This is a genomic window from Paraburkholderia bengalensis, from assembly GCF_037126505.1.
Taxonomy (GTDB): domain Bacteria; phylum Pseudomonadota; class Gammaproteobacteria; order Burkholderiales; family Burkholderiaceae; genus Paraburkholderia; species Paraburkholderia bengalensis.
This window is the reverse complement of sequence record NZ_JACFYJ010000044.1, coordinates 1-25432: the sequence shown is the minus strand read 5'-3', so window position 1 is coordinate 25432 and position 25432 is coordinate 1. Positions and strand designations below refer to the sequence as shown.

18 protein-coding genes are annotated in these 25432 nt (G+C 62.3%); 6 read left to right on the top strand and 12 right to left on the bottom strand.

Features of this window, described 5'->3' with window-relative positions:
* Window positions 1-9 precede the first annotated feature (9 nt).
* Window positions 10-2166, top strand: coding sequence for a hybrid sensor histidine kinase/response regulator (locus H3V53_RS23930; RefSeq protein WP_336600075.1), 2157 nt, complete (start codon window positions 10-12; stop codon window positions 2164-2166).
* Between the two features lie 33 nt (window positions 2167-2199).
* On the opposite strand, the gene H3V53_RS23925 is transcribed toward H3V53_RS23930, so the two are convergent.
* Window positions 2200-2895: a DUF4410 domain-containing protein gene (locus H3V53_RS23925; protein WP_336600074.1), complete on the bottom strand. Its 696-nt coding sequence runs from the start codon at window positions 2893-2895 to the stop codon at window positions 2200-2202.
* Window positions 2896-3028: 133 nt separating this feature from the next.
* On the opposite strand from H3V53_RS23925, the gene H3V53_RS23920 reads away from it, so the two are divergent.
* Window positions 3029-3322, top strand: a complete 294-nt coding sequence (locus tag H3V53_RS23920) for a DUF4148 domain-containing protein (protein WP_336600073.1) — start codon at window positions 3029-3031, stop codon at window positions 3320-3322.
* A 461-nt stretch (window positions 3323-3783) separates the two neighbouring features.
* Window positions 3784-4500, top strand: coding sequence for a transposase (locus tag H3V53_RS23915; RefSeq protein WP_336600072.1), 717 nt, complete (start codon window positions 3784-3786; stop codon window positions 4498-4500).
* Between the two features lie 142 nt (window positions 4501-4642).
* Here H3V53_RS23915 and H3V53_RS23910 read toward each other — a convergent pair whose 3' ends face one another.
* The 3 genes from H3V53_RS23910 to H3V53_RS23900 all read right to left on the bottom strand — a co-directional run bounded on the left by H3V53_RS23910 (window position 4643) and on the right by H3V53_RS23900 (window position 6967).
* Complete coding sequence (locus tag H3V53_RS23910; protein ID WP_054924417.1) at window positions 4643-5131, bottom strand: cache domain-containing protein; 489 nt, start codon at window positions 5129-5131, stop codon at window positions 4643-4645.
* Window positions 5132-5217: 86 nt separating this feature from the next.
* The gene (locus H3V53_RS23905; protein WP_336600071.1) at window positions 5218-6210 is read right to left on the bottom strand and encodes an NAD(P)H-dependent flavin oxidoreductase; all 993 of its coding nucleotides are present in this window, start codon (window positions 6208-6210) and stop codon (window positions 5218-5220) included.
* A 73-nt stretch (window positions 6211-6283) separates the two neighbouring features.
* Window positions 6284-6967 carry a VIT1/CCC1 transporter family protein gene (locus tag H3V53_RS23900; RefSeq protein ID WP_336600107.1) on the bottom strand — a complete coding sequence of 228 codons (684 nt, stop codon included), beginning with the start codon at window positions 6965-6967 and terminating at the stop codon, window positions 6284-6286.
* A 524-nt stretch (window positions 6968-7491) separates the two neighbouring features.
* On the opposite strand from H3V53_RS23900, the gene H3V53_RS23895 reads away from it, so the two are divergent.
* Window positions 7492-8913: a DUF2252 domain-containing protein gene (locus tag H3V53_RS23895; RefSeq protein WP_336600070.1), complete on the top strand. Its 1422-nt coding sequence runs from the start codon at window positions 7492-7494 to the stop codon at window positions 8911-8913.
* A 20-nt stretch (window positions 8914-8933) separates the two neighbouring features.
* Here H3V53_RS23895 and H3V53_RS23890 read toward each other — a convergent pair whose 3' ends face one another.
* Together H3V53_RS23890 and H3V53_RS23885 are read right to left on the bottom strand one after the other, a co-directional pair.
* Window positions 8934-9863 carry a DUF2950 domain-containing protein gene (locus tag H3V53_RS23890; RefSeq protein ID WP_336600069.1) on the bottom strand — a complete coding sequence of 310 codons (930 nt, stop codon included), beginning with the start codon at window positions 9861-9863 and terminating at the stop codon, window positions 8934-8936.
* Window positions 9864-9873: 10 nt separating this feature from the next.
* Window positions 9874-11250, bottom strand: a complete 1377-nt coding sequence (locus H3V53_RS23885) for a DUF3300 domain-containing protein (RefSeq protein WP_336600068.1) — start codon at window positions 11248-11250, stop codon at window positions 9874-9876.
* A 518-nt stretch (window positions 11251-11768) separates the two neighbouring features.
* Here H3V53_RS23885 and H3V53_RS23880 point away from each other — a divergent pair.
* Window positions 11769-12035 (top strand): hypothetical protein, encoded by a 267-nt coding sequence (locus H3V53_RS23880; RefSeq protein ID WP_336600067.1) that lies wholly within the window; start codon window positions 11769-11771, stop codon window positions 12033-12035.
* Between the two features lie 69 nt (window positions 12036-12104).
* Here H3V53_RS23880 and H3V53_RS23875 read toward each other — a convergent pair whose 3' ends face one another.
* On the bottom strand, window positions 12105-12386 hold the full coding sequence (locus tag H3V53_RS23875) for an EAL domain-containing protein (protein ID WP_336600066.1): 282 nt from the start codon (window positions 12384-12386) through the stop codon (window positions 12105-12107).
* A 27-nt stretch (window positions 12387-12413) separates the two neighbouring features.
* On the opposite strand from H3V53_RS23875, the gene H3V53_RS23870 reads away from it, so the two are divergent.
* Window positions 12414-13820, top strand: a complete 1407-nt coding sequence (locus H3V53_RS23870) for a TAXI family TRAP transporter solute-binding subunit (protein ID WP_336600065.1) — start codon at window positions 12414-12416, stop codon at window positions 13818-13820.
* Window positions 13821-13849: 29 nt separating this feature from the next.
* Here the strand turns inward: H3V53_RS23870 and H3V53_RS23865 are convergent, their stop codons facing one another.
* From H3V53_RS23865 to H3V53_RS23845, 5 genes are all read right to left on the bottom strand, one after another.
* Complete coding sequence (locus H3V53_RS23865; protein WP_336600064.1) at window positions 13850-15631, bottom strand: ABC transporter transmembrane domain-containing protein; 1782 nt, start codon at window positions 15629-15631, stop codon at window positions 13850-13852.
* A 185-nt stretch (window positions 15632-15816) separates the two neighbouring features.
* The gene (locus H3V53_RS23860; RefSeq protein WP_336600063.1) at window positions 15817-17064 is read right to left on the bottom strand and encodes a Zn-dependent hydrolase; all 1248 of its coding nucleotides are present in this window, start codon (window positions 17062-17064) and stop codon (window positions 15817-15819) included.
* Window positions 17065-17147: 83 nt separating this feature from the next.
* Window positions 17148-19193, bottom strand: a complete 2046-nt coding sequence (locus H3V53_RS23855) for an FUSC family protein (RefSeq protein WP_336600062.1) — start codon at window positions 19191-19193, stop codon at window positions 17148-17150.
* A gap of 124 nt (window positions 19194-19317) precedes the next feature.
* Entirely contained in the window at window positions 19318-21462 is a 2145-nt protein-coding gene (locus H3V53_RS23850) for an ATP-binding response regulator (protein ID WP_336600061.1), read from the bottom strand.
* Window positions 21463-21471: 9 nt separating this feature from the next.
* Window positions 21472-25432 (bottom strand): hybrid sensor histidine kinase/response regulator (locus H3V53_RS23845; protein ID WP_336600060.1); only part of this gene is annotated, 3961 nt, incomplete at its 5' end.

The window sequence follows — 25432 nt, the reverse complement described above, 5'->3', positions numbered from 1 at the left end:
AGCGCCCCATTGAAGCGACCGGTTGACGTGCAGTTCGATGACAAAGCCTTGCCGGAGAATCGGCTGCCCTTCCGGAACTTCGCGCGCACGCGCAAGGTACTGTTTCTGATGCTGGCGGCGACGGTAGTTCTTGCCGTCGGATGCCTTACGGGATACGGCTACTACACATACCAGCAGCGTTACGGCAATGCCGTCGACGCAAGCGAGCGCATGAGCCGCGTTGCTCAGGAACAGGCGCTGAAGGTGATGGATCTGAATGCAGAAATCGTTTCGCGCGTGGACGAACTGCTCGGCGATATGACGGACGACCAGATCGCCAGGAACGAGTCCACCATCCATCAGCGCCTCGAAAAGATCGGCGGCAGCTTTCCTCAGCTCGAGGCCATCTCCATCTTCGATGCGTCGGGTCGACTCGCCGCGAGCAGCCGCGTCTATCCTGTCCCGTCCGTCAACATCCAGGACCGGGACGACTTCATCAACGCGCGCCGCTACCAGCCGGAACCGTATGTGTCGCTGCCACTGCAGGCGAGCATCTCGAAGGCGAGCATCTTCAATATCTCGCGGGCTCGCAGCGGGCCCGACGGCCAGTTTGCGGGCGTCATCGCGCTGGCATTGCGTCGCGACTATTTCTCCAGCTTCTATCAAAAGCTGATCGATGAAGATGCTGTGAGCTTCATCGGGCTTTACCGGCGCGATGGTTCCCTGCTGTCGAGCTATCCCGCCAATGCGCCAGGCGCGGACGCACTGGAATCCAACATGTTCGCCAATGCGTTTTCGCGCAACGAATCCGTCGGCCAGTTCAGCACGCCAGCATTTTCCGACGGGCAGATGCGCTTTGTCGCATATCGCCGGGTCGACAACTATGGTCTGTATGTCGCAGTCGGCTTTCCCGTGGCCGAACTGCATGCGGCCTGGCTGCACCACTTTCTTTTTATCTGCGCGCTGACGGGCCTGCCCTGTATCGGCATCTGGCTGCTGATCGGCTTTTCGCTGATGCAGCTGTCGACGGAGGAAAGAGCGTGGCGGCAATGGCGCAACGAGGCGGAACGCCGCTTCGACGCCGAGGAAGCGGCACGGCAGTCGCAGCGTGCAAGCGCGCTGGGCAATCTCGTCGCCAGCGTCGCGCATGACGTGAACAATTATCTGGTGATCGTCAAATCGAACACTGCTCTCGCGCGGGCCAAAAACTACAACGACACCGAAACCGAGCTGACGTCGATCGAACGCGCGACGCGCGGCGTCGAAAGCCTGGTCCGAACCTTGATGGGCTCCGCGCGAAAACGGCCCGTGAAGCTCGCCAATGTGAACCTCGCGCGCGTGCTGCCGGGCATGCGCCAGATTGTCCAGTCGACCGTCGGCGACTCCGTCGTCGTCAGCATTGATGTCGCGCCGGACATCTGGCCCATCCGCACCGATATGGCCGAACTCGAACTGGCCACCGTGAACCTCGCGCTCAATGCGCGCGACGCGATGCCTCGTGGCGGACGGTTTTCCGTGCGGGCGCAGAACATGGAGGTTGCGTCGCATGTCGTCGGCGTGCCGGCGGGCGACTATGCAATGCTGTCGGCCTCCGACGACGGCGAAGGAATGACGAGAGCTGTGGCGACGCGGGCATTCGAGCCGCTCTTCACGACGAAGATGGGCAGCGCACATCCCGGCCTCGGACTCTCGCAGGTGATGGCGCTCTGCGAGGCAAGCGGAGGCACCGCGAAAATCACCAGCGAGCCGGGCATCGGCACCACGGTGCGCCTCTATTTTCCGCGCGCCGCGGCGCGCGACATCCCCGCCGGCGATAGCGCGCAGCCGCCGACAACCGCCGCAGGGCGTCACGTGCTGCTGATCGAAGACAATCGCGAAGTGGCGGCGAGTTTGTCGGCCGTGCTCGAGATGATGGGGCACGACGTGACGCATTTCGAAAGCGCGGACGATGCGCTGCCAGCGTTAAAAGCCGGCCGCGAATTCAGGCTCGTCCTGTCCGACGTGCAGATGCCAGGCGAAATGAACGGCATCGATCTCGCCGAATGGCTCAAGGAAAACCGCCCGGAACAACCGCTCGCATTGATGACGGGTTATGCCGACGAACTCGAACGGGCGCGGAAAACAGGCATCCCCATCTTCGCGAAGCCATTCGACGCCGAAGAACTCGAGTCGCTCCTCGGAGCATGAGGGCGGATCACGCAAGCCGGCGTCTTCGCACGCTCACTGCTGCGGCGCTGCCGCCTGCCCCTGCGTCTTCGCGACGACCGACTCGGCCACCTGTTTCGCCGCCTGCTGGATGCTCGCCTGCTCGTCGTTGCCCGCCATCACATATCGGGCCACCGCCACGTAGGGATTGAGCTTGATGATGGCCCCGGGCGCGTGCTTGTCCGATTGTCCTTCGACAGCCTGATACAACGGCGCGGGTGTTGGAACCGGCAACGCGTCGATCGCGACCGCGAGTTCGATCTTGCCCTGCCCCGCGCCGAAGCCGACCACCGCGCGCCTCACCCGATTGCCTTCGTCCACGCTCAGAAACACACCGCGCACCAGCCAGCCCTGCGGAGGCAACGCCGCATCGCCCGGAAGGCGGCGTGCATCGATACCGTCGTTCTTCAGATCGGCGACGAGCGCATCCGACATGGCCGACACGATCCGTTGCGATTTCGCCTGCGAATCCTGCTGGGTCAGATGCAGCGGCGACAGACTGCCGGCAAGCCGGCGTGCGCGTGCTATCCGGCTCTGGTCGGGTGTCACGTCGGCTGCATGGAGCTCGAAGTCCGACACGTAGACGACGGGCGCTGCAGTGGCTGTCGTGGTCGCCGTTGCCGTTGGCGCTGACTGCTGCGCCATCGCGGCGGACACCCATGCGACGAGCGAGCCGCTTGCTAGCGCGCACTTCAGCCATCGAATGTTCATCGCGGGCTCTCCTGATCGCCGGGATCGTGCCAGGTCTGGCGCGTCACTGCGCCGAATATACGCCGCCTGAGCCCGTGTCGCGCGTCCCGTCCCTTCCTTATACTGATGCGATCTATTAAACCAAAGTCGTGAGATGAAGAACTTTCCGTTATCTGCGTCGATTCTTTTTGCGTCGACGATAGCGTTGGCTGGATGCGCTGCGGGCGGCGCGCAGCAGAGCGCGACGAATCTGTCCGCCGAGCAATGCCGCGATCTTGCCGCGCTCAAGAACAACGCGCCTCCGACGCGGGAGCGAACCGGGAGCGAGCTGGCCGCGCTCAGGAAAGCAGGCTACAACCCGTCGAGATGGTTCGATCCGTATTACCCGGAAGACCTGCAGGCGGCGCAGCGCCAGGTCGATCGATGGTTTGCGTCCGAATGCCGGTAAAACGCGCGTGCTAGTCGAAAGACGCCCTATTTGTCTGCAGAATACCTGTCGGAATGGTAATCGGTTCGTATTCGGCCGCATTGCCGGCTTTCGTCATTGTTCAGATAGTTTGGATTCCTACCGATACAATCCTTGCGTCGAATTGCATCGCGGCCATAACCCATTGAAATGAAATGAGAGGGAAAAACAGGGACAATTCGGCGGTGGTGCGGGACGTTGTGGTGTCAGATCATGCGCACACTGCGCGGCTTTGAGAAAACGGAAAACGGCTACTTAGCCACAGCAGAAAACAGACCAGGTCGCAACCGGCAAATCGATGAAAAGAGGCCATAAAAAAGGCCTTTTCGTGATGCACACGTGCGCGCATCACCGATAGAATTCCGTCCGTATAGGTTACGCACCGTCAGGCATTCGACACCTGTCGGCTCGCTTTCTCACAGCGAATTTCCGGTTAATCCAGCATGACACGGCTTGCACGGCACTACGTCCCAGAACAACCGCAACACGTTATCTTGCAGGGGCTCACAGGGCCCGCATTCCTGGACGAAGGAGACTACCTTTACTTCCTCGCCTGCCTGGCTGACGCTGCGCGCGTCGCCGACCTGGCAGTCCACGCGTGGGTACTCATGCCTGACGCGGTGCAGTTCCTCGTCACGCCCGCTTATGAGTCGAGCGTGGCCATGGCGATGCAGGCAGTCGGCCGCCGCTATGTCGAGACCTTCAACCGCCGGCATGGACGCCGTGGCGCGATGTGGCGCGGCGGATACCGCGCAACGGTGATCGAGCCCGACCGGTATTTCCTGCTCGCGAGCCAGGTCATCGATCAGGCGCCGGTGCGCAACCGCCTCGTTGCCGAGCCGGGAAACTACCCATGGTCGAGCTATACGCACCACGTCGGCTTGCGTGTCGACAGCTTCATCAAGGACCATCCGCTTTACCGGGCGCTCGGCAACACGCCGCTCGAGCGCCAGCAGGCTTACCGCAATCTGGGCGCACAGCCGCTTGACGATTGCGAAGTCGATAACCTGATGCAATCGACGCTCAAAGGCTGGGTGCTCGGCAGCGCCGCGTATTGCGAGTGGGCAGCGCAAACCGCCAACCGACGTTTGATGCCACTGCTGCTGCGCGACCGGCCGCCCAAGGTTCGCGCGACACGCGCACTCGCAAACGTGGACTAATCAAAGTAAAACAGGCGAGGAAACTCGCCTGTTCTATAGGTGCCGCGCCGGGGCAGAGCGTTTCCGTTTTCGCGGTCGATTCGCGAATCTGCCTTGCCCGTCGCGTTCGTCCGCGAACCCGGCGGAAGTTGAAAGCCAGAACCTACTCCGAATAGAAACCCGAACCCACTAGGCCTGGCACTCCGTTGATATGGACGGCTTTCACATAGGTCCATTTATGCGTCGGCTGAGTCTGTCCCGGTCTTAGGAACATGTAATCGACCCAGCCAGACCCCTTGGTTTCAGCCGTTTGGACCATGGCGTCATGAAACAGCTTTCCATTGGTGTCTTTCTGACCACGCACGTTCGTCCCCTCACGCGCCGGAAAGGCCGGATTCAATAGGACATTTTCTTTCATGTCGTAAATGAACAGATAGGTGTCCCCGTGGAACCACTCGCTGCCTTTGATCCTGAATTCGGAAAATGCGTCCTTGCCTTTATTGTCGATCAATGCCGCGGCTTTATCGACCAGCGCTTGCGTCTGTTTTGCTGTTTCGGACATCGGGGGAGACGACTGAGAAAACGCGGGCGACGCGGGGCTGAATAGTCCAACCAGAAGCAGGACGCCGGTAAAGAGAGCTTTGCCGTTCATAGCACTATCTCCATCTGTCGAGCACAGCGCTGTTCAGTAAATCGATCGCTCATGGGAACGCGTGCGACACCTCATCTTCGCAGCGATTAGATCGAGGCACTGGGTGCACGTCGCGCCTTGTAGGACGTGTACCCGAGAATCGCATCCATTTCCCTGACGACATTGGCGACGATGGTTCCCGCCGGCAGCACCTCGCTGACAAGCGCCGCCGATTCGCCCGCGATCACAGCCGCCATGTCGTATTGCCGTGTGGCGCGCGCCTCCATATAGCGCGAATGCTCGATGTGCAATTGCTGCAATAGCTCGCGCTCGCGTCCGGCCCACTTCTGCGAGAATGCGTTGCGCAGCACGCGCCCCGTGTACGGTGCCGGCCAGACGTTGTTACGCACGATGTCGAACAGGATGCCGCGCACGGTTTCCTCGCCGCCTTTGCATTCGACGATGCGCCGCTTCGCTTCGCCGTCACCGTTCGCTTCCTCGCTTGCGTAGAAGCGCGTGCCCATCAGGATGCCGGACGCGCCAAGCGCGAGGGCGGCCGCGAAGCCGCGGCCGTCCGCGATCCCGCCGGCCGCCACCACGGGCACGCGATCGCCGACGGCATCGACAACGGCCGGAACGAGCGAGATCGTGCCGCAAGCCACGCCATGACCGCCGCCTTCGGCGCCTTGCGCGACCACGATATCGGCGCCACTGTCGACAGCCTCGCGGGCCATCGCCGCCGTCTGAACCTGGCAGATGGCGAGAATGCCCGCCTGCTTCGTCTTGCCGATGTGCGCGCTCGCGTCGCCGAATGAAAACATGATCGCGGCGGGCGCATGCTCGATGGCGACGTCGAGCAGATGCGGCTGCCGCGACAGGCTCCATGTGATGAAACCCACACCGACGCGCGCGCCGTCAGCCGCGGCAAACTGCTCGCGCAGCCACGCCTCGTTGCCGTAGCCTCCGCCGATCAGGCCGAATCCGCCCGCCTTTGTCACGGCTGCGGCGAGCTTGCCGTCCGCCACCAGATCCATCGGTGCGAGCAGGACCGGATGGTCCACGCCGAGCTGCTTCGCCAGCCGTTCGTATCGCTCGAACATCGCCGTCTCCCGCAGTGATGATCTTTTGATCCCGAGCCCTGGCCCTCGCGGCCCGCTACACGGCCACCGTCGATCACCCGCCCACCGCAATGATTGCCATGGTCAGCAGCACGCCCAGCGCGGTCATGGCGATGCCTGCCTTCGCTCCGCCCGCGCCGGTGTAGCGCCCGAGCGCGAGGCCTGCCACGAAAAGCATCACGAGCGTCAGCACGCGCGACACGATCAGCGCCACCTTGCTATCGGCGATGACGATAAACGGCAGCGCGACCGGAAACGTTCCCAGTACGACGAGCAGGAAGATGCCGAGCGCGCCGACGAAGTCGTCCCGCACGAAATTCGCTCTTTGCTGCTCCGCCGCCCCGGCCGCCAGCCGCGCGCGAATCCGATCGAGCTCGGCGTCTTCGACGAACGGTTCCAGCGTGTCGGACATTGCGCCGCGCAACGTACGCAACGCGGCCGCCTGATCCTTCTCCCGCTGCACGATCAGTGCGAGCTTCAGGCGTTGTCCGCGATCGACGAGCGTCCGTACGAGATACATGACGGCGTCGGCCAGGCCCCACGCGAGATTGCATCCGAGTGCGGCATAGAACATCTTGTAGCCGGCATCTTCGCCCGCGCCGACCGCCTTCACCGCCCCCACGAAGGTCAAGGCCATGAACAGACCAAAACACACTTCGCAGACGCGATCGACGGTATTGAGGATCGGCTTGCGCCGCTCGGGTTCGGTGTGTGCGACCGGTGGTGTGATCGTGCTCATTTGTCCCGGACTCAAAGGTGAATAACGCGACGTTGCGCTCGCGTCGGCGCTGATACAGACAGTATATGAAAGCGACGAAAGATCGACGGTTTTGTTTAAGTCCACGCAGGTTGGCGGAAGAAACCAGCAGACGATGGCGGGCATTGAATATCGCTACCCCCTATCCTATTTTTATCCAATAAGGCACTCGAAATCAGCCACACACCAAAGCACGCGACTCATCCGATAGCCAGCGGCGGGCCACACCTGGCGACTGTGCATTGCATGGCCGATCGTAAAGAAATACCAAGGCTTTCTTTTGGTTCGTCGGCGCATCCGCCGCTTCCAATACGACGCATGAACGCTAGACGAAAGGATTGAGCGCACGCCGATCTCCATTGCGTGTGGCGTCTCGCGTGCCGCAGTTCAGGAACGACGTCGGTCGGGAAAGCAGTTGCGTCGCACGCGCCATTCACTCGGGGCAGCAGGACGGCAGCGATGACACGAGTCGATCACGGCATGCGCCAAACGGGATAGGGGATGTCATGGACAAGGCTGTTTCACGCAACGCCGCACGCGACACAGAGAGAAAAGCCGATCTGTACCGCACACCCGATGAGAGGGCGGCCGAAGGACGCGCGATCCGCAATAGGGTGCCGCGTTCGTCTCAGGCTGGATGGGAGCCGCAGACGGAGCGCCGTGACCTCGTCGACCTGCTGGTCGAATCGAATGCGGGGCGCCTCGAAGCTCTCGTGCCGATCCGCTTCGGGCGCATGTCCGCCTCGCCATTCGCGTTCTATCGCGGCGCGGCGGCGCTGATGGCCGCCGACCTTGCCATCACGCCGACCAGCGGCATCCAGGTGCAGGCGTGCGGCGACGCGCACCTGATGAACTTCGGCGGCTTCGCGACGCCGGAGCGCAACGTGATCTTCGACATCAACGACCTGGACGAGACGCTGCCTGCCCCGTTCGAGTGGGATCTCAAGCGGCTGGCAGCGAGCGTGGTGATTGCAGCGCAACATTTGGAATTTCCGGCGAGCGAAACGGCACGCCTCGTCACCGACCTGGTCCGCGAATACCGCGAGCGCATGCGCGACTATGCGGAAATGCGGGCGCTCGATGTCTGGTACGACAAAATCGATTTGCAGAAGTACGAGGATCGCACGGCCGATCCGGCCGTCATGGCAGCCATGCGCAAGCGGATCGCGGAGCGGATCGAAGTGGAACGCCGCAAGCAGGTGCCCGATTATCTGTATCCGAAGCTCGTTTCGCACGAAGGCGCACAACCCCGGATCAAGGACGTGCCGCCACTGATCTTCCATCCGACGGAAGAGATCGCGCCCGGTCTGGCATCGGGATATGAAGACGCCGTCGCCTCCTATCGCGAAAGCCTCGCCGAACACGTGCGCGTGCTGTTCGACAGGTTCCATCTCGTCGATCTTGCGTTGAAGGTGGTCGGCGTGGGCAGCGTCGGCACGATGTGCGCCGTCGGCCTTTTCATGGCATCCGACAACGATCCACTGTTCCTGCAAGTCAAGGAGGCGCGCGCATCCGTACTCGAACCTTATGCGGGCGCGAGCCGATATGCCAATCACGGTCAGCGCGTGATCGAGGGACAGCGTCTCATGCAGACCGCGAGCGATGTGTTCCTCGGCTGGACGCGTGGAAAGAACGGCCGCCATTTTTATGTCCGGCAGCTACGCGACATGAAGATGTCCGTCATCCTCGACGACTGGGACACCGGCATGCTTCGGCAGTATGCGCGGATGTGCGCGCATGCGCTGTCGCGCGCACACGCCCGTTCGGGCGATGCCGCCATGATCGCCGGGTACATGGGTTCCGGGCAGACATTCGACGATGCGATCACGGAGTTCGCAACGGAATACAGTTCCCAGAACCGACGAGACTATCGCGCATTCATCCGCGCCATTCGCGAGGGCCGCATTGTGACGAAAACGGACGACTAGCGGGGAACGAACAGGCAGCGTTATTGGGCATCGGCATCGGGCACCTTGCTCCAGCCCGGACCGGGGTCGAACGATTTCGTAGCCTGCGCTTTCGCGGCGCTCTCGGGTCCGAGGTCTCGTTGATAGACCTGCCCCGCATGGCTCACCATGAAAGTCTTGATCCCCGTGTCGCCGTACTTGACGGGCCACGCAATGACGGCAAATCCGCCAAAGAGCTTGCCGCGCACCATATAGTCGTACGCGCCGCCCGGCGCATGCGGCCCTTGCGACGTAAGCAGCTTGTAGTGGTAGCCGTAGTAGCCAGCATCCTTCGCATTGCGCGAACTCGCTTCGACAAACGCCTCGCCGAGCGGACTCGGCGTCTCATTTGCGCCCGTCGGCCAGTACAGACCGTCGTGTTTTCCGGGCGAACTCACCAGCCGCGCCGCGTAGGCAAGTACCGGGTCGCCGTCGTGAGTGATTTGCGCATACTCGCGCTGCGCATCGTAGACCGCGAGCATCGTCTGGATCACGGCCAGTTCGTTGCGGCCGATTCGCCGCAAGCGCACTTCCTGCGCACCCGCGCGCGTGTCGAAGTGCCATCCCTTTGCCGTTTTGACGATCGGCACCGGAAACGTCCAGCCATTGGCGCCCACGACGATGTGAGTGCGTCCTTCGTCCGAAGGCTCGAGCCGGTGCGACTTCGCCCACTCGGCGATGAACGTATCCCGCAACGCCGCGCCAACGGGCGGAATCAGTTCGCGAAAGTCACTGCCGAAGATCGAGCGCAAGGCGTCTTCGCGGTCCTTCACCACGGCATCGCCAAAGGCGTTCATCGCTGCCTCTGGCGAACCGAAGTTCTCTTGCGCAAACACCGCTGTTGCCGTTGCGAGCGACAGAAAGACGGCGCCCGCGACGCTTGCGAGTTTGCGCGTCCGCCGTTGTGCGGCGACGCGTGAATGGAATGTCATGATCCCCTCCTTAACGCCTGCCGCGGAATCCGCCGCCACCGCCACGCATGCCGCCACCGCCAGAGGGCCGGTTGAAGCCCGATCCCTGCATGCTCGATCTGCCTCTGTCGAAATTGCGCTGCGCGCTGCGGCCGCTCGTGCCCACGCCACTAAAAGCATTGTCGCGTCCACCACCGACGCCGCCAGCGCGATCGCCGCTGCTCACGCGATTTACGTCGCCTCCTGCGCGATTCATCGAACCGCGGTCCGCCGTCGCTGCGCGATTGCCCGCAGCCGCCCGGTCACTCGTGCCGGGGCGAGCGCTCGCGTCGGCGCCACGGCCGCGGTACTGGTCACGCGTACCGGCGCTCGGCGACTGACCGGCGAATTTATTGCGCGTTGCATTGTCCCGATAGGCGACGCCCTGCCGATGACTCGCATCATGTTGCCATCGGCCGCCCTGACCCTGCACCTTGCTGCGATCGAAGTTGCGATCGACGTTCCTGGCCTTGTCGACGTTGATGTTGACGTCGCCGCCGCCCCAACACGAGTTGCAGTCGCTGAAGATCGCACCCGCGGCCGCGAGCCCGATACCCCACGCGAACCCCGTCGCGAGGGCAGCACCGGGGTAATAGCCGGGGTAGTAGGCCGGGTACGGCGGCCAGTAGTAAGGCGGATACGCCGGATAGCTCCACGCGCCGTAGACGACCGTCGGGTTGTAGGCGGGCACGTAGATCACCTCGGGGTTCGCCGGTTCGATCCGCACGATCGTCGTCGTCGCGGCGGGGCTGCCCGCGGGTGCGGGATCGACAATCACGTTTTGCTGCTCGTTCGATTTCAGGTTGCCCGACTCTTTCGCTCGTGCGCGCAGTCGCTGCACGGCGGCGAACACGTCTTTCTGCTGGGCGAGAAAAGCGTCGCCTAGCCGCTGTGTCCAGTCGAGCTTGTCGTTCATCGGCTCCAGTATTTGCGGGAACGCCACCATCGACTTCACGCTGGTGTCCCAAGGCTGATTCTCGACCGCCTTCACGGCAGCGTCGCCCTTCACATTCGGATTCGCCTTCACCCAGCGCGCCGCGTGCACGATTTCCAGCGGATACGTCGACGCCATCAATACCTGAGCCAGCACCGAGTCCGGGTAGAGCGCGATCGGCGCAACCAGCGCTTCGATCTCCTCTGGCTTGAACGGCGCTGGGCCGGTTGACTCGGCGCCGGACGTCGCAGGCGGCATCGACGTCGGCGCCGCGGACGTGGAAGCCGTCGACGTCATGCCCGATGGCGCCGTACCCGCCGATACGGCCGCTGGTGGCGCGGCCCCTGTACCGTGTTCGGCACACGATGACATCGCCGCCAGCAGAAGCGGCCATAACCATACGACGCTCGCCGATCGGGCTTTCCAGTTCATCATGGCCACTCCTTCCGGCTGTTTGCTGCTTTGCACCGGCCGCTCGAAGCAGGCGCGGTGACGCTGGCTAACATCTGGTGCGTGAAGAAAAAATCAGCGCGAGGCGGTAGTGGCGTTTACGTAGTCGTCATGCATGTGGCCTCCCCTTGGCTATAACCTTCGTATTGCTTTGGTTTATATGTCGTTTTTTCAGGGTTCGCCAGTGTTGCGGGCAGCGGGCGCTGCCGCCTCATCGACGGCGCGGCGACGGTGATCGAACGCGCGCTCGACCCGTTGCGCGATGCATATGAAGTCGCTGTACTTGCCCTCGCGAACATCCGGTCCCTCAACGCAACATCTCGGAGTGCCAACCGATGCTTCGCCTGCAACCCCGCGTGAACGGACGCTACGCTGGTTGATGCGTTGCAGCACAAGCAGTCATGAGCCGGAGCAATCGTCATACGTCAGGGATTTCACCAAGTATTCGCGAAATGGCTGCTGTGCGACGCTATGTCACAGTGCCATTCCTCGTGGAGACAGGCATGCAATCTGAAACGCACAAGAAAGCGGTGATCGAAACTTTTCTGAATCGGTCGGCTCTGCTCCTGCTGATGTTGCCAGTTGCCTGCTTTTTCTGGGCACTCCACGCTTACTCGCCTCATGAGGCATGCTGGATCGGCGTCGCTACGGCGATCTATGTGTGGCCTGTCGCCGGCATTCTCTTTGTTGTCGCCGCAGGCTTTCACGTTGGGCCCACCCGTCAACGAATGAAAACAGCCGCCGAATTGCGCAAGGCGCACGGGCTCTGATTCGCGTCGCTTGGCGACAGTTGGCGGCAGTCTCCGTCGCCGCGCCTATGGCGCCGGCGCCCGCCGCCATTACCCGATCCGAAGCGCATCGCTGGATTGCTGCAGCAATTCGGCGAACGAATCGTTGGCAATCGCCGGGCTATAGAGAAAGCCTTGCCCGGCGGTGCATCCGTGCTCGATCAGAAAGCAGCGATGCGCGTTCAGTTCGACCCCTTCGGCAATCACGTCGAATGTCAATGCGCTCGCGAGGCCGATAACCGCTCGCGTCAGTGCTTCGGATTCTTCTTCAACGCCGATTTCCAGAATGGCGTCCGCAAGGCAAATTCGTCGGACACCGCTTTCGCTCCTCACCCGGTTTCGCTACGCCGTGCGTAGAAAATGGCTAATCACCGTTCCGCCAGACGTTCCGTGCATCGGCCTGGGCCGCGCCATCTCGCTTATCGTGTCTTCGTCTCATGGCTCGATCTGGGCGTCTCCGTCGGCTTGATGGCGGTGATTGCCGGCGTGATGATCTGGCTGATCATTCGCGTCATTCAACCCGCGCCGCCCAACACGTTGACGATTTCCGCGGGCCCGGAATACAGCGGCTTTTGGCGGGACGCGCAAAAATACAAGGAGATTCTCGCCCGCAACGGCGTGACGCTGCACGTGCTGACGTCGTCGGGCACGCTGGAGAATCTGGAGCGACTGGCCAATCCTGCCGTTCATGTGGATCTCGGCTTCGTGCAGAGCGGCCTCACGAGTGTGACGAGCATCGCCTCGCCCGACACGCGGCATGCTCGCCTGATGTCGCTCGGCAGCGTCAGCAACTGGCCGCTGTTCGTTTTCTATCGCGGCCCCGAACTTACGCGGCTCTCGGAATTCAAGGGCAAACGGCTGGCCATCGGCCGCGAAGGCAGCGGCACGCGAAAACTCGTGCTGTTACTGCTGAAGGCAAACGGAGTCGAAGCGAACGGTGTCGAAGCGAACAGCGATACGCAACTGCTGCCGCTCGTCGGCGAGGACGCCGTGAACGCGCTGCTGTCGGACACGGTCGACGCGGCCTTCCTGACGGCCGACTCCGCGCGCCCGGCGCTGATGCAGAAAATGATCCGCACAGCCAACATCCATCTCTTCAATTTCACGCAGGCGAAAGCCTACATGCGCACCTTTCCGTTCCTGAACCAGTTCGAAGTCCCCATGGGTGCCTTCGATCTCGCCGACAACCTGCCTCCCGAGCCCACGGCAACCATCGCGACGACCATGGAGCTGATTGCGCGCGACACGCTGCACCCAGCGCTATCCGAGCTGCTCGTCGAGGCCGCCGGCGAAGTTCACGGCGGCGCGAGCCTGCTGCAATCGGCGGGTGAATTTCCGGCACCTGTCGCGCACGATTTTCCGTTGAGCCCGGATGCCGCGCGCTATTACAAGTCCGGCAAGAGCTTCATCTACAGGACGATGCCGTTCTGGCTCGCGAGCCTCGTCGATCGTTTGTGGGTGCTGGTCGTGCCGATCGTCGTTCTGCTGATACCCGTGCTGCACTATGTGCCGCCGCTGTACGCGTGGCGCGTCAAGTCGCGCTTCTACCGGCGCTACGGCGAACTGATCGCGCTGGAGCGCAGCGTGATCGACGACCCTTCGCAAGAAAAATATGTCGAATTCACCGAGAAGCTCAATGCAATCGAAAAGGGGCTCAACAAACTTCAGATGCCGCTTGCCTATGCCGACGACTTCTACGCGCTGCGCGAGCACATCACCTACGTGCGCTCGCAGATCGCGGCACTACGACGCGCCAAAGGAGATTGAACATCCGCCGTCGAGCAGCGCGCGAGACGTCATGTTCCGCAGTCTTCCTGCGCACGTTCGCCGAATTGCAGCGCGGCAAGCTGCGCATAGAGAGGGGAACTTCGCAGAAGCTCCGCGTGACGACCTTGCGCGACGATGCGCCCCTGATCCAGAACCACAATTCGGTCCGCTTGTTGCACGGTCGCCAGGCGATGCGCGATGACAAGCGTCGTGCGGTTCTGCGCCGCATTGTCCAGCGCCGTTTGCACGAGCCGTTCGCTCGCGGCATCGAGCGCACTCGTGGCTTCATCGAGCAGCAGGATGGGAGGATTCTTCAGAATCGCGCGTGCGATCGCAATGCGCTGACGCTGACCGCCTGACAGCCGCACGCCGCGCTCGCCGAGAAACGTGTCATAACCTTGCGGCAACTGCTCGATGAAGCCGGCAGCAGCCGCCATCCCGGCTGCGCGTTGCACTTGTGCGAGCGTCGCGTCGGGCATCCCATAGCGGATGTTGTCGAGCACGGTGCCCGAGAAGATCACCGATTCCTGCAGCACGACGCCGATCGCGCCGCGCAACGAAGCGAGCGACACCTGATTCGTCGACACGCCATTGATCTGGATGTCGCCGGATTGCGGATCGTAAAAGCGCAATAGCAACTGAAACAAGGTGGTCTTGCCTGCGCCGGACGGCCCGACCAGCGCGACGTGCTCGCCGGGGCGCACGTCGAGTGAGAACCCGGAGAGCGCCGTCGTGCCGGGACGCGACGGGTACGAGAAGCTGACGTCGTCGAAACGGATGCCTTCGCCGCGCGCGGGCAGCGGCACGGGCGTCGCGCTTTGCGCCACTGGCGAGCGCGCAGCCAGCAGTTGCAGCAAACGCTCCGTTGCGCCCGCTGCCCGCTGCAGATCGCCCCACACTTCAGCGACGGCGCCCACTGCGCCGGCCGTCATCACCGCATAGAGGATGAACTGCGACAACTGGCCCGCCGTCATGTGTCCGGCGAGCACTGCCTGCGCGCCTAGCCAAAGCACGAACACGACGGCGGCGAAGACGAACACGATCACCACCGCCGTCAACAGGGCTCGCGCGCGGATGCGCGTGAGCGCGGTGTCGAAGGCCATCTCGACCGCGCTGCCGAAGCGTTGCGCTTCGTGGCTCTCATGCGTATACGACTGCACGGTCGGCATGGCGTTGAGCACCTCGCCTGCCAGCGCGCTTGCGTTTGCGATCTTGTCCTGGCTCGCGCGCGAGAGCCGCCGCACGCGCCGCCCGAAAACCACAATAGGCACGACTACCACGACGAGCGTCGCGATGATGTAGCCAGACAACACGGGACTCGTCGCGATCAGCATCGCGATGCCGCCAATGGCCAGCAGCACATTGCGCAGCCCAAGCGAGAAGCTCGTGCCGACCACGGTCTGGATCAGCGTCGTGTCGGTGGTGAGCCGCGACAATACCTCGCCCGTCTGCGTGGTCTCGAAGAACTGCGGGCTCATCCACATGACATGGTCGTAGACGGCGCGTCGCAGATCGGCCGTGACGCGTTCGCCAAGCCACGAAACCCAATAGAAGCGCAGCGCCGTCGCGGCAGCGAGGATCAGCGACACGACGAAGAGCGCGATGAAGTAGCGATCGATATGCGTGCGGTCACCGCTCGCGAAGCCACGGTCGATCAGAAATTTGAACGCCACCGGCAGCGCCAGCGTCGCGCCCGCGGATGTCAACAGCGCGAACAATGCGAGCGCCCAGCGGCTCGCGTAAGGGCGCAGGAACGGGAACAGCGCTAAGAGGGGCGCGACACGTCGCGTGCGCGCGGCGGTATCTGACATGGAGATTCCTGACTCTGTGGGCTACGGATGGACGGAAAGCAGCGTGTATGGGGGAACGTCGGTGGCACGGTTCGCCGTTCGTCCATCGTTGGCGGAGATTGTCGCCTGCTCTCGCCGTGACATCACCGTGAGGTATTCAGCCGACGCGGCGGCTTCGAGCAGCTTCGAACAACGTCGCGCGCGTATCACGTCTCGCGCCGCAATGCGTCCACGATCCGCGCCGTCGCTCGCGCCGCCACCTCGCAACCGAGCACGATATGCGCCTGCGCCGTATCTTCGATGAAATCGTGACTGACGCCGCCGATGCTCGGCACGAAAAGCATGCAAGCGGGAATGTGATGCGCGATCACTTGTGCGTCGTGAGACGCGCCGCTTGGCATAGGCGTCCATTGGCCCGGGGCGATCGATTCGGCCGCCTGCGCGACATGCTGCTGCAACGCCGCGTCCATCGCGACGGGCTCTTCGGGACCTTCGCACGCAATCAGCTCGGCGCGCACCGCATGCCGCGCGTTCCATTCGTCGACCAGCGTAATCAGCGCGCTTTCCATCGCGTGCAGCCGTTCCGCATTGGCGTCACGGAACTGCAGGTACATTTCGGCCTTGCCCGGCACGACACTGAACGAGCCCGGATCGAGATCGATACGGCCGACGGTCCACACCGTATCCGCGTCAGCGAGTCGATTGAACGCATCGTCGATGCGCGCGATCAATGCCACCAGCGCGGCGCCCGCGTCCCGCCGGATCGCCATCGGCGTCGTGCCCGCGTGATTTCGCTGCCCGGTGAAGCGCAGCTGGAATTCGCGGATGCCGACAATCGTCGTCACCACGCCAATCGACTTCCCCGACGATTCGAGCCGCCCGCCCTGCTCGATATGCGGTTCGAGATACGCGCGTTGTCTCTTGCGATCGAGCATCACGCGCGGCACATTCGCGAGACCGGCCTGAGCGAGCGCATCGCCGAGCAACAGCCCTTCGCGATTGCGCGCGTGCTGCAACGACGCATCGACTGCGTCGCCGACAAAACTGCGGCTGCCCAGAAAGCTCGAAAACGTGCCCTCTTCGTCGATCCACGATGCAACGTCGATGGCGAAGTCGCGCGTGGCCGCGCATTCGTCGAGCGCGCGCGCGATTTCAAGGCCGCAGATCACGCCCAGCGCGCCGTCGAGCCACCCGCCCGTCGGTTGCGTATCCGTGTGCGAGCCGATCACGAGCGCCGGGCCCGATTTGCGCGAGCGGCCGAACACCGTGCCGACACCATCGATGGTCGCGTCCAGTCCCGCCTGCGTCATGCGCTTCGTGAGCCAGCGACGTGCTTCCATATCGACGGGCGACAGCGAGAGGCGCACCACGCCCGGTCCATTCGCGCCGAAACTACGCAGCGTCTTGAGATCGTCGAGGAGGCGAATGGGATTGATGCGCGGAAAGTCGTGCACGCGGGTTCTCCAGAACATGAGCGAAGGGTTAAGGCGCGATTTTCGCACCAACGCCATCTACGCGTACGGGATTGCTTCATCCGTCACGATGCGCTCTCGGGTATCGCACCCGATGACAACGACAGCCTCAAACCGATCAGGGCGTGCAGCGCGCCTTTGCGCAGCTTGTAGCCCGGCTCGCCGGGCTCGGTTGCGAACTCCGCCATGATCCGCGCGATCGCGCCGTCGACATCGGCTGCGAGTGCTGGCGGCACCGCCTGCCGCTTGCCCGATTCGAGGCACCGTTCATAGTGCGTTCGCACATCGTCGAGCACGCGATTCAACAGAACGGGAAATTCTCCGGAGAACTTACCCGACAGTCTGCGCAGGTCGAGTGTGTTGAGCGCAATGCGCATGTCGCGCAGACTTTCGGTCGACGGGTGCTTGTCGTCCTCGCTTGGCGCGACGCGCGGAATAAGCTGCATCAGCCGGTCGAGCATCCGCGCATTCAGATCCCGCTGCTCGACCAACGACAGCGGCGACGCACTGAGCACGACATCCCGCCAGCTCGACCGGGTGAGCCGCGCTGACGCCGCGTCCGTGCCGAATGGACGGATGACGCCCGTCATCACGGACGCGAAGAGAACGCCCGCCAGTCCGGCGAGATTGCCATTCATGAAGTTCAGGAAGTTGGCGTCGTAAGCGCTGTCGATGCCGAGAAAAGTGGCCGTCGTCAACGCTACGAGCGTCGATATCAACGCCCATTTCGGACGCGGCATCAGCAACCCGAGCGGCACGAATACGAACGAGAAGTAAATCACCAGGATGCCGAAGTCCTGGCCGCTCGGCAACACGACGAACAGGTAGAACGCTGAAATGATGACGCCTGTTGTCGCGCATCTCAGGAACGTGAGCATCATGGGAACGGGCTCGTCGAGCGCGGCGAAGAAGCACACGCCGATCGCGCCCAGCGACACGGCCGCCGCCCCGTCCTGCCAGCCCGAAGCGATCCACAGACACGAAGAAACGAAGATCACCAGCGCCGCCGAACCGGCGGAGAACAACGCAAGGCCACGGTCGAGAAAGGCGTGCCGCGTACCGACGCGCCAATGACGAAACCGCGGGCGCCAATGCCCGCTTTCGTGAACGATGATGTGGCGCAGCGTCCGGCAATCGACCCACAGATCGACCAGTTGCCGCAAGCGCGAGAGCGCGCTGGACAACAACGCCGCGTGCCAGATGGTCAGTTCATTGCGCGCGGGGTCCAGTTGCGCAATGCGCGCCCGCAGTTGCGGCGCCTGCTGCTCCGGGTCCTCGCCAAGCGGTCCGTCCATCCAGCGCCCGATATCGCGCAGGAGTTCCTCAAGACCCGCAGGGATGCCGGACGCGGATTTTTGCAGTGCCGAGAGTATGTCCGCGAGCGCCGACGCGATGGGCAGGATCACCTGCATGCGGCCTTGCAGCTGCTCGCTGCGCGCCAGAATGGCGGGACTCACGTGATCGTACGCCAGCTGACTCAACAGGAATTCGAAGCCGCGCACGCTCGACGCCATCCTCTGACGGCTGCCCGATACATGTACTCCCGCGACCCGGCCCGCCAGCGATTCCCGCAGGTAGAGAGCAGCGTCGCGAAACCATGAATCGGTTCGCTCGATCAGCGTCGGTGCAAGACGGTTCGGAAACACGACGCTGCCGACGATACTCGCGCAAACGATGCCCAGCGTGATTTCTTCGGTTCGCGCCACGGCCACGTCGAAAATGCTCAGGGGATTCGACAGCGCGGGTAACGCAATCACGGACAGCGAATAACTGGCAAGCAGGAAAACGTAATTGCGTGCGGCTCGCGTCGAGATCGAAATGTATACGAACACGCCTGTCCATAGCGCGATCGCCGCGCTCAACAGATAAGGCGTTTCCGCGAAGGGCGGCACGAGCGCGATCGCAGCGACCGCGCCAAGCACCGTGCCGAGCACGCGATACAGCGCCTTCGACCGCGTGGCGCCGACAAACGGGTTCGACACGATATAGACGGATGCCAGTGCCCAGTACGGCCTCGGAAGATCGAAGTAGAACGCGATATAAAGCGCGAGCATCCCCGCGAGGAAGGTCTTTAGCGAGAAGATCCAGTCGCGCAGCGAAGGCAGATTCATTGAACGGAATCACGCGGTCAATCAGGCCATTGCCCGGCTGGTGGGCCGGACTTCGAGTCAAGCGACCATCAGTGTGCTGCGTTTCTCCAGAATCTGCCTGGTCGATGACAAAAACCTTCGCACGTCACGTGGATGCGATGCCGTCATAGCTTTGTCCGCAGTCGCGCGATGCCAGCAGGTCTAGCAATGCCGAAAGATCCGCGGGTTTGACGAGATAGTGATCCACGCCTGCCTCCGTCGCCTGACGGATGTTTTCCTCTTGACCGTAACCGCTAAGCGCAATGATCAGTGCGTCTTGACAGGCGCTTCCCTCGCGCAGGTGCCTCGCCAGTTCGTAGCCCGTCATGTCGGGTAACCCGATGTCGAGCACGACCACATCGGGGCGCATCTCAGCGGCTGCGCGAAGCGCCGATGCGCCGTCCATGGCGCATTTCACGATGTACCCATGTATCGATAACAACGCCTCGAGACTTTCCGCCGATGCAACGAGATCATCCACCACCAGCACACGCGTGGCCGTCTTGCGGTTCAAATGCACGACGGGAGCAAGCGTCGCTATGGTGCGCTCCGACACCGTACCGGGCAGCTGGATGGTAAATTCGGCACCCTTGCCCGGCCCTTCGCTTTTACACCTGACGGACCCGCCGTGTAGCTCCGTGAGATGTCTGACCAACGTCAGGCCGATACCGAGCCCTCCCAACGACCGATGCAGCGAGCCGTCAGCCTGTGCAAAGAGATCGAATACGCGCGGCAGAAACGCGGGCTCGATACCCTGCCCGTCGTCGGCAACGGTAATGGTCGCGATGCCATCCGCGAAGCGCGTGGACAACGAAATATGCCCGCCTTGCGGCGTAAACTTCGATGAGTTGTTGAGCAGGTTCGCGACGATCTGCGCAAGCCGGACGACGTCGCCATTGACGATGATATCGACCGCCTCCTCATCGCAGGTCAACGTTTGCGAACGACGGATCAGATGAGGCCGGCTGGTTTCCACTGCGCGGCCGATCACCATAGAAAGCGCCACGGGTGCCTGACGAAGCGCGACGGTTCCCCTCGCGATGCGCGACACGTCGAGCAGATCCTCGACAATGCGCACCATGTGTTCTACCTGCGTCCCGACAATCTCGCTCGCCCAGCGAAGAACCTGCGCGTCGCCCTCTTTTGCACTGCGCATCACGGCGGCCGCATTCGCGATCGGCGCGAGCGGATTACGCAATTCATGCGCCAACATCGCAAGGAACTCGTTCTTGCGTCTGTCACCGTCGCGGATCGTCGAGAACAGCAGCGCATTTTCCAGCGCAATGGATGCACGGCTGACAAACTCGTGGCACAACGTGATCTGCTCCGCCTGGATAGTCGCTTGCGACGAACACAGTACGACGACCCCTTTCTGGTTCCCCGTCAACAGCGGAAACGCAGTGACGCTTCGAATGCCTTCGTCGGCAGGCCCATCTCCGAGCGTTTCGCTCACACTCTCGCCCACTGCCAGTTCGACGCCCGCGTCGTCTTCGTGCAGCAACCGATGCACGAAGCGGTTCGCGTCAGGAAAAGAACGGGCAAGCGTGCCTGACTGAAATGCGGCGAAATCCGGCGCGTTGCCATCATCGCTTCTTGCCGACTTTGCGGACAGCGCCGTAGAAAACTCGCCAATGCCTCTCGCCGCCACGAAAGCGACATCGGCGAACTCGCTGGCCGCCAGTTCCGCAATGCGCTGCAACGTCGCATCGATCTCCAGCGAGCGCGTCAAAGCATGACTTGCGGTTGCCAGAAAGTCCGCGCGTTGCCGCGCCCGCTCGGCCGCCGCTCTGCCCGACTCCGCTCGTGCAATGGCTTCACGCTCCTCTGCTCTCGACAGAAGCTCGTGATGCATGCGATGCATCTCGACAAATACTTTGACTTTCGAGCGCAGCACTTCGGGAACGACGGGCGCGGAAATATAGTCGACGGCGCCAAGCGAATAGGCGCGCTTCATTTCCGACTCGTCGATGTATGCAGTGACGAAAATAATGGGGGTTTTCGCCGTGCGTCGATACGTGCGCAGCAGCGACGCCGTTTCAAGGCCGTCCATCCCCGGCATATTCACATCCAGCATGATGACGGCGAAAGGCCGTTCAAGCACGGCCTTCAAGGCTTCACGGCCCGACCCGACTGTGATCACGTTCTCGTTGAGTTCTTCGAGAATCGTTCGCATCACAACACGCTGTTGCGGCAGATCGTCCACCACGAGAATGTTGACGGGCTGCCGCGACGCGTCCACAGCATTGTCCATCGCAGCCTCCTAGCCGTGCAGCCATGCAAGCAACGCCGCAAGCAGATCGTCGCGGTTCACCGGCTTCGACAGATAGTCCCATGCGCCAGCCTCGATGCAGCGCTCGCGGTCGCCCTTCATCGCTTTTGCCGTCACTGCGATGATGGGCAGCGTGCGCCCGACGGGAAGCTTGCGGATTTCACTCGTAGTAACGAGCCCATCCATTTCCGGCATCATGATGTCCATCAGCACAATGTCGATGTCAGGGTTCGATTCGACGAGCCCGATCGCGTCCCTGCCGTTATCAGCCCAGACATGGCGCATGCCGTGATCTTCGAGCACGGTCGCCAGCGCGAAGATATTGCGCATGTCGTCATCGACGATCAACGCCTTGCGTCCTGCCAGACTTGCGCTGGAACCGTGCAGCGTTTCGATGATTTCCCGGGCCTCGTCGGACAGGTCTTTCCGGTCGATATGCAATGCTCTCACGCACAGGTCGAGCAAGCGGCTCATCTCGGGCGCAACGCCAGGATTGAAGTATTCGGTTTCACGCATCCACCGTCCGTCAGCTTGACCGGGCGCGAATACGATCAGCGGCAGTGGCGCAAAAGGACTGCGATTTGCGAGCGCCGCTTTCATGTCGTCGATGGAAGTATCGAAGATGTCCTCGTCCATCACGACCGCGCCAACTTCGTCATCGATCAACGCGGTCAATAACTGCTCGCGCGTGTCCGCCAAAACCGGCGTGATTTTCTCGCTGGCAAGCAGCGCGACAAGCTGCTTCCGTTCGGGCGAATCGGCGAGTGCGACAAGCAGTGTGCGCCGCGTTGCACCGGCATGGCGAGCCAGCACACCCAATGCATCGTCCAGTATTTCGCGTGACTGGATCGGTTTGGCGAGAAAGGCAAACGCCCCGGACCGGAGCGCGCGCTCGCGTGACTCGTCCGTCGAAATCACGCAGACCGGGATGTGGCGTGTCGTCATATCGTTTTTCAGCCGTCCCAGGACACGCCAGCCATCCATGTCCGGCAGGAACAGATCGAGCGTGATGACATCGGGTTTGAACTCGGTCGCAAGCGCCAACGCAGGTGCGCCGAGCGGGCTGACGAGTCCCTTGAATCCCTGCTCTCGCGCGACGTCGAGCAGAAAATGAGCAAACGCCAGATCGTTTTCGACGATCATCAGCACGCGATCACCGGCCATGATGTCGAACCGGTCGTCCTTGGGCGTGACGGCGAGCTCGCGTGTTTCGCTCACGACGTTGTCGGTGAACTCATGCGCGACAACCTGGTCGATCCTGATGGCGGTCCCGTCGCGCACGGCTGCTGGCGCTTCGTCGCCGGATGCAGCAGCCGTCTTGCGCGCGACGCGCGCCGTTTCAGCCGACACCGGCAAATAGAGCGTAAACGTGCTGCCCTTGTTCGGCGAGCTGACGAGCCGGATCTCCCCGCCCAGCAACTTCGACAGTTCGCGGCTGATCGCGAGGCCAAGACCCGTGCCGCCGTATTTTCGACTCGTGCTGCCGTCGGCCTGCTGGAATGCCTCGAAGATGATCTGCTGCTTGTCCGCCGATATGCCAATGCCTGTGTCGGAGACCGAGAATGCGATGCAAGCCTGCGCTTCATCGAGTCCTTCACTGTCCGCACTCCAGCCGCCCGACACCTCGTCGACCGACAGCGTCACGTGACCTCGATGGGTGAACTTGAACGCATTCGACAGCAGGTTCTTGAGAATCTGTTGCAAGCGCTTGATGTCCGTGCGAATCGATGCAGGCAGGTGCGCCCCGAGTTCGATGACGAATTCGACGTTACGCGCCTCGGCCACATGCCGGAACGTGCGCTCCACATAAGACGTCAGGTCTGCGAGGCGATGCTCGGCAAAATCCATCGCGACGGTGCCCGATTCGATCTTCGACAGGTCGAGAATGTCGTTGATCAGCATCAGCAGTTCGTTGCCTGACGAGTGAATGGTTCGCGAGAATTCGATCTGCCTTGCCGACAGGTTCCCCTCGGAGTTCTTGCAAAGCTGGTCGGAAAGAATCAACAGGCTGTTGAGCGGCGTGCGAAGTTCGTGGGACATGTTGGCCAGAAACTCCGACTTGTACTTCGACGTCAATGCGAGCTGCTTGGCCTTTTCCTCGAGCGCCTGGCGCGCCTGCTCGACTTCTGTGTTCTTGCGTTCGACTTCCTGGTTCTGGTGCGCAAGCAGGCGCGCCTTCTCCTGCAGTTCTTCGTTCGTCGTCTGCAGTTCTTCCTGACGGCTCTGCAGTTCGCGGGCGAGGGACTGCGACTGCTTGAGCAGATCTTCCGTCCGGGTGTTGGCCTCGATCGTATTGATGACGATGCCGATACTTTCTGTCAGCTGATCGAGAAACGCGAGGTGTGTCGGATTGAAGCACTCGGACGACGCCAGCTCGATCACGCCCTTCACCTGCCCTTCGAAAATAACGGGCAACACCAGAACGTTGTGAGGCACGACGCTGATCAGTCCCGACGTAATGCGAATGCGTTCGCTGGCCGATGACTCCAGCAGGATCTTGCGCCGCTCGACAGCGCATTGCCCTATCAGCCCTTCGCCTAACTGCACGCGCTTGCCATGCGACGAATGTCCGCTCGATGCATAGCTCGCCATCAAACGCAGCGACGCAGCGTGTTCGGACGAGTCGAGCACGAAGAATTCCGCCTGCTGCACGCCAACCACAGGCGCCAGTTCGGACAGGATCAGTTGCCCGACCGAGACGAGATCCTTCTGCCCTTGCAGCATGCGGCTGAATTTCGCGAGGTTCGTTTTCAACCAGTCCTGTTCGGTATTGACCTGTGTCGTGTCCTTCAGGTTACGGATCATCTCGTTGATCGTATCCTTCAGCGCGGCCACTTCGCCCAACGCCTCGACGGTAATGGATCGTGTCAGGTCGCCCTGCGTGACGGCCGTCGCCACTTCGGCAATCGCTCGCACCTGTGTCGTCAGATTCGCCGCGAGCTGGTTGACGTTCTCCGTCAGCCCCTTCCACGTGCCCGCCGCGCCTGGCACCTTGGCCTGCCCGCCAAGCTTGCCTTCCACGCCGACCTCGCGCGCGACGGTCGTCACCTGGTCGGCGAAGGTTGCAAGCGTTTCCGTCATGCTGTTGATGGTGTCCGCCAGCGCCGCGACCTCGCCTTTGGCTTCGACGGTGAGCTTGCGGGCCAGGTCACCGTTTGCAACGGCCGTCACCACCTTTGCGATGCCGCGCACCTGGCTCGTCAGATTGCCCGCCATGAAGTTCACGTTGTCGGTCAGATCCTTCCAGGTGCCCGCCACGCCCTGCACATAGGCCTGGCCGCCAAGCTTGCCTTCCGTGCCGACCTCGCGCGCCACGCGCGTCACCTCGGAGGCGAACGAGCGCAACTGATCCACCATCGTGTTGATCGTGTTCTTCAGTTCGAGGATTTCGCCTTTCACGTCGACGGTGATTTTCTTCGACAGGTCGCCGGCTGCCACGGCCTTCGTCACGTCTGCGATGTTGCGCACCTGGCTCGTCAGATTGCCCGCCATGAAGTTGACGTTGTCGGTCAGATCCTTCCACGTGCCCGCCACGCCCTGCACATCGGCCTGGCCGCCCAGCTTGCCTTCCGTGCCGACTTCGCGCGCCACGCGTGTCACTTCCGACGCAAATGAACCGAGCTGATCGACCATCGTATTGATCGTGTTCTTCAGTTCGAGGATTTCGCCTTTCACGTCGACGGTGATCTTCTTCGACAGGTCGCCGGCAGCCACGGCCTTCGTCACGTCTGCGATGTTGCGCACCTGGCTCGTCAGATTGCCCGCCATGAAGTTCACGTTGTCGGTCAGATCCTTCCAGGTGCCCGCCACGCCCTGCACATCCGCCTGCCCGCCGAGCTTGCCCTCCGTGCCCACCTCGCGCGCCACGCGCGTCACCTCGGAGGCGAACGAGCGCAACTGATCCACCATCGTGTTGATCGTGTTCTTCAGTTCGAGGATTTCGCCCTTGACG

Excerpts from the sequence above, each read along its gene's own strand:
- H3V53_RS23925 (WP_336600074.1), bottom strand. The coding sequence starts at position 2,895 with ATGAACATTCGATGGCTGAAGTGCGCGCTAGCAAGCGGCTCGCTCGTC.
- H3V53_RS23920 (WP_336600073.1), top strand. The coding sequence starts at position 3,029 with ATGAAGAACTTTCCGTTATCTGCGTCGATTCTTTTTGCGTCGACGATA.
- H3V53_RS23915 (WP_336600072.1), top strand. The coding sequence starts at position 3,784 with ATGACACGGCTTGCACGGCACTACGTCCCAGAACAACCGCAACACGTT.
- H3V53_RS23910 (WP_054924417.1), bottom strand. The coding sequence starts at position 5,131 with ATGAACGGCAAAGCTCTCTTTACCGGCGTCCTGCTTCTGGTTGGACTA.
- H3V53_RS23905 (WP_336600071.1), bottom strand. The coding sequence starts at position 6,210 with ATGTTCGAGCGATACGAACGGCTGGCGAAGCAGCTCGGCGTGGACCAT.
- H3V53_RS23900 (WP_336600107.1), bottom strand. The coding sequence starts at position 6,967 with ATGAGCACGATCACACCACCGGTCGCACACACCGAACCCGAGCGGCGC.
- H3V53_RS23895 (WP_336600070.1), top strand. The coding sequence starts at position 7,492 with ATGGACAAGGCTGTTTCACGCAACGCCGCACGCGACACAGAGAGAAAA.
- H3V53_RS23890 (WP_336600069.1), bottom strand. The coding sequence starts at position 9,863 with ATGACATTCCATTCACGCGTCGCCGCACAACGGCGGACGCGCAAACTC.
- H3V53_RS23885 (WP_336600068.1), bottom strand. The coding sequence starts at position 11,250 with ATGATGAACTGGAAAGCCCGATCGGCGAGCGTCGTATGGTTATGGCCG.
- H3V53_RS23880 (WP_336600067.1), top strand. The coding sequence starts at position 11,769 with ATGCAATCTGAAACGCACAAGAAAGCGGTGATCGAAACTTTTCTGAAT.
- H3V53_RS23870 (WP_336600065.1), top strand. The coding sequence starts at position 12,414 with ATGGCTAATCACCGTTCCGCCAGACGTTCCGTGCATCGGCCTGGGCCG.
- H3V53_RS23865 (WP_336600064.1), bottom strand. The coding sequence starts at position 15,631 with ATGTCAGATACCGCCGCGCGCACGCGACGTGTCGCGCCCCTCTTAGCG.
- H3V53_RS23855 (WP_336600062.1), bottom strand. The coding sequence starts at position 19,193 with ATGAATCTGCCTTCGCTGCGCGACTGGATCTTCTCGCTAAAGACCTTC.
- H3V53_RS23850 (WP_336600061.1), bottom strand. The coding sequence starts at position 21,462 with ATGGACAATGCTGTGGACGCGTCGCGGCAGCCCGTCAACATTCTCGTG.